The organism is Streptomyces sp. NPDC091371, assembly GCF_040684275.1.
In the GTDB taxonomy this organism is placed as follows: domain Bacteria; phylum Actinomycetota; class Actinomycetes; order Streptomycetales; family Streptomycetaceae; genus Streptomyces.
In genome coordinates this window covers 1-4,596 of record NZ_JBFBFP010000102.1, presented here as the reverse complement: position 1 = coordinate 4,596, position 4,596 = coordinate 1, and the positions used below count along the sequence as shown (strand labels likewise).

At 68.7% G+C, this 4,596-nt stretch carries 3 protein-coding genes; all 3 read right to left on the bottom strand.

The features are described 5' to 3' along the window. Positions 1–131: 131 nt before the first annotated feature. The 3 genes from AB0O21_RS40265 to AB0O21_RS40255 all read right to left on the bottom strand — a co-directional run bounded on the left by AB0O21_RS40265 (position 132) and on the right by AB0O21_RS40255 (position 4,578). Positions 132–578 carry a hypothetical protein gene (locus tag AB0O21_RS40265; RefSeq protein WP_365180938.1) on the bottom strand — a complete coding sequence of 149 codons (447 nt, stop codon included), beginning with the start codon at positions 576–578 and terminating at the stop codon, positions 132–134. Between the two features lie 321 nt (positions 579–899). Next, positions 900–3,125 (bottom strand): tyrosine-type recombinase/integrase, encoded by a 2,226-nt coding sequence (locus AB0O21_RS40260; protein WP_365180936.1) that lies wholly within the window; start codon positions 3,123–3,125, stop codon positions 900–902. 250 nt (positions 3,126–3,375) lie between these two features. Continuing rightward, entirely contained in the window at positions 3,376–4,578 is a 1,203-nt protein-coding gene (locus tag AB0O21_RS40255; protein WP_365180933.1) for a tyrosine-type recombinase/integrase, read from the bottom strand. Between the last annotated feature and the right edge of the window lie 18 nt (positions 4,579–4,596).

Here is a 4,596-nt window from a genome sequence, read left to right as displayed (position 1 = left end):
CTTCTCTGCACCAAATCAAGCAGGGAACCCTTCGAGGTCTCGCTTGGTGCCGGAACTAGTCGAGAGAGCAATCACTGAGATGCGGCGAAGGCCGGGACGAAGATTTCTGCGTCCCGGCCTTCGCACTGCCCTCACAGAACTGGCGGAGTGGTCGGCGGCGAGCCAACGGAAGGCGCGGGCTGGGGTGCCGCACCAGTCAGATTCTGCCGAAGACCACGAAACGCGCCCGTGACCGCCGAACCGACGAGGTTCGCCTCCGAGGCGGTGACGGGCCGGCCGAGGAACTTGCCAACCACCACCAGGCTCAGGACAGCGAGAACGACTGCGATCCACTCCTGCCCGTTCTGTGCCAGCCAGACGGTGGCGCCAAGCAGGGCGAGCAGGGCGAAGAAGCCCATCACGGTCTCGAAACGCTGCCGCTTCCAATCATCTGCCCGTTGCAGTCGCTCGTGCTTGCGCTGCTGCTCAGCGTTCCAGGCCTCCAGGAGTGCGGCCTGGTCGGGACCGTCCAGATCGGCCCGCCGCATCAGGAGCTCGTAGAAGTCCCGAAGTTCTTGATCTCCACGGTCTCGGTTCACCGGCCCGACCCCCCGAGTCGGCCCAGGTCACGCGGGGCCTCCCCGGCCCGCAGACCACGAGCCAGCTCGACGATGATCCCTCGCTGCCGACTGCGGGCAGCCTCTCGCCGCCCGATCCGCAACGCCAAAAACCCGCGTGCCACTGCGCTGACGACCGCGCCGGTCGTGGCTCCGGTGACAAGGACATCAAGCATGGACGACACTAACTCACCCCCCATATATGCCTGTTGGTGCGGGACTGACCGCCCCCTCACCAGTAGAGCACGACCCTCCGACATCGCTCCCGAATCGCCGGTCGCCAGGCCTGGGATGCGGCGACGCTCACCCGTTCGAGTGACGGGGGCCGGGCATGCCGAGCAAAACGGTAGTTCTGCGGGCGCCCCGGGCTGCGTCGGCCTGTTTGGTGCGGACGAAGGTCAAGGTCATGTCGATGCCCTCAATCTCGCCAAGCCACTGTTCCTCCTCGGCCCGCTTGCGGCGGAGGATCAGGTCCTTCTCGATCTCGGCCAGCCGCGGCAGCATCTTGGGGTTGACCTGCAGCATCGGGCATCGGATGCAGGCGTGTTCATGCTGACAGGGTGATCCGTAAGGGCGAGCACAGTTCCCGAGCTCGACCTTGCGCTTGTCGAAGTGCTCCTCAAACTCGTCCCACTCCTCGGCGGTGACGTCGACGTACTCGCCCTCGGGCCGCAGGGCCCGGCGGTGGTTCAGGAACTTCTGGTAGTGCTGGACGATGTCCTCGGCGAAGACCGCGACGTAGCCCTGCGTGGTCTGGAGATTCAGGTGCCCGAGCAGGGCCGCGCCGATGTGGATCGGCAGTCCGCCGTTGACGATCTCGGTGGCGAAGAGCCGGCGGAAATCGTGCGGGGTGAACTTTGTGCCGGCGAACGCCGGGTTGCTCGCCGCGATCTCTTCGCAGCTCCGGCCGATCATGTGGAGGACGGTGCCGGGGGCGATGACGCCGCGGACGGTCCCGAGCTGCCGCTGGAAGAGAAACGGCATGGGCTCTGACCAGGTCTTTTCGTGCGGGTCGTAGCGGGTCAGCAGCGGGATCGCCTGCCCGCCGCGGGTCTGGCGCCGGATGATCTGGGCGACCGCGTGGAACAACTCGGCGGACATCGGGATGACCCGCTCGCGCTCGCTCTTCGACGGAGCGACGACCAGCAGGGCGATGACCTCGCCGTTCGGCCGCTCGTATTGCCGGATGCTGAGGTGGCTCAGCTCCGCGAGCTCCTCGACCCGGATCCCGCTGTGCCGCAGGACCTCGACGGCCGTCCACTCCCAGAACGCCGCCTCCTCCGCCATCGACACGTGCGTCAGCTCACCCGTCGCCTCGTCGATCACCCGGACGGTCGGCTCGGCCAGGATCTTCGCCCGCCGGCGGTCCTCACGTGAGTCGGTCCGCCGGTAGCGGCGGCCGTCGTGCTCGAACGCGCCGCCCAGCGGGACCGGCTCGGCGGCCGCCAGCAGGGCGGCCAGCCGCTCGTGACGCTCCTCGACGTGCCGGACCAGGACGGGCAGCAGGGGCTGCCGGACCCGGGTGCGGTCGGCCATCCGCCGGTTGATCTCCCGCCGGCGCTTGCCGAACCCCTTCAGGTCCCGCGGCAGGACCGGGCAGGGAGCCACCCAGTGGGCCCACCGCTCGGGCTCGGCGACGGCCCAGCTGTGCAGGTCGACATAGAGGCCGCGGACCGCCAGCAGAACGGATGCGGTGTCCTGGCGGAGCCGGCTGCGGTCGGCCTTGCCGTCCTTGCGCCAGAACTGGATCTCCGCCCGCCACTGGTCGTAGACCTCCGGGCTGAGGTTCAGGTCCTTCTGGCCGGGGTTGAGCTCCACGATCACCGACCAGAACAGGCTCGCCAGCTGGCGGGCGAGTCCTTCGACGGTGATGTAGTCGGTGTCCGACCTCCGCCGGGTCAGGTAGTCGATCAGCAGCTGCCGGACGTCCTGGTTCTTGATCGCGTAGCGGTCGACGAGCTCCTCGATCGTCCGCTGGCCGTCGTAGATGAACGTCCGCAAGGTCGGCGGCGATCCCGGCGGGAAGTGCCCCATCTTGTGGAGGATCTCCCAGGCGCCCAGGGCCGCGAAGCGGGTGGTGTCCTTGTTCGCGCCGTGGGTGACGCCCAGGCGCTTGTTCTCCAGCGAGTAGTGCAGCAGGGCCGACTGCGTCAGGTCCTCAAGGGCGATGCCCTGGGTGGTCAACGCGCAGGTCACGTCGAACTTCGCCCGGTGTCGGTGCACCGCCGTCAGCTTGTGCTCGGAGTCGACCATCCTGAAGAACTCATCCAGGCCAGGGTCCTTCTGGACCTGCCGGAACGGGTCGGCGTAGTCGATGAACTTGTTGGCCCGGAACCCCGAAAGGGAGGGCTGGATGATCCTCGCGGCGAATGCCATCCGCAACGCGGACGTCAGGTTGCTCCTGTCGTAGTGGACGTCCGGACGACCCAGGATGCCGACCGGTTGGGCATTCTCGTCGTCGAACCCGCTGGCCTCCCATCGCTCCTGCCAGGTCTCCCCCGGCAGCGTGGCCAGGTGCCCGAACAGCATCCGAACCCCAGCCCGGCGCTTCTCCGCCCCGGACCGTGTCTGCCCGGGCCAGACATGCCGGGCAAGAGCACACAGTTCGACGACCCCGGCCCGCGAAAGGTCCCCGAACGGCGCCGGCGGCTTCTCAGGCCGCGGTGCCGGGGCCGCCTTCGTCGCCGCCCTAGTGAACCGCGACGGCTCCTTCGCCCGGTGCGTCTCCTCGTAGTTCTGGCGCCGGTTGCGGACCGTATAGGTCTCCACCGTCGTGCGGCTAGGCACCGAACACCGCCTTGACGTCCTCGGGGTCGTAGCCGGGTGCGAAGGACCGCTGGACCCGCGGCCGGTTGTAGTGGGCCTGCAAGGCGTCGAAGAGGTCTTCGACCCGTGCGTTCAGGTAGCGGCCCGTGGTCGCCAGATCGGTGTGTCGCAGGATCGCGCGGACTTGGGCGAGCGTGAGGTTCGGGTCGTTCGCCATCCGGGTCGCGGCGGTGTGCCGCAGGTCGTGCAGCGTCCAGTTCGTGCGGAGTTTGTCGTTCACCCGCTGGATCACCCGCCGCATCGCCCAGTAGGTCAGTGGCCGGTCCGGGCCCCGCCGGGTGCGAAGGACCGGCTGGTCGGCCGGCGGCAGCCCGATGTGGTCGAGGTAGGCGGCCAGGACGGTCAGGGCCTGCGGACTGGCCGGGATGGCCTCGCGATCGTCCGTGCCCTTGGTGACCACCCAGATCAGCTGCTTGGGCCAGTTGATGTCTCCCGGCGTCACTCCGAGGAGTTCGCTGGCCCGCGAGCCGCTGGAGACGTAGAGCAGGACGGCCGCCCGGTCCCGGTCGCAGGTCAGGCCGGCGAAGAACTCGTCCCACATCGCGTCCGGAATCGAGCGCGGATCGGACCTGCGGACCTTCTGGCGGAGCCGTGCCCGGCGGAACGGCTGGACCTCGCCATCCGGAGCCCGGTGGGCCAGGGCCCGGCGCATGGCCAGCGACTCCGGCACCGGGTTGACCAGCGGACCCCGGTTGTAGTGCCGGTGGTAGGCGTAGAAGCCGCTGACCACAGTCAGGCAGTGGTTGATCGTCGAGGGCGCGTAACCCGCCCGGAGGTAGGGCTTGCCGGTCCTCGGGTTGACCGACCCGGGCCGCGGTGCGTCCGGGTTGCTGCGGCGGCGCTGCGGGTTCGGGGCGATGCGGAGCCATCCGACCAGCGCGGACGCGTCCGCCTCGGTGGCCCGGTCCCAGGGAACCTCCAGGAACCACAGCAGCCGGTGCCAGCGAAGCAGGTCGTAGGCGTAGCTCTTCGCGGTCGGCGGACGGTTGTCGTCCAGCATCAGGCCGCGGAGGTACGGGACGACGGGGGCGACGACGGTCTCGTCAGGGCCGACGACGGCGTACCAGGGAATGGTTTCCAGCTCGATCACTGAACCGATGCGGGGCACGTCGGCCCGGCCCTCGATCAGCTCGTGGCGTAGGTCTAACAGAGTCATTGGTGCAGTTAACACACC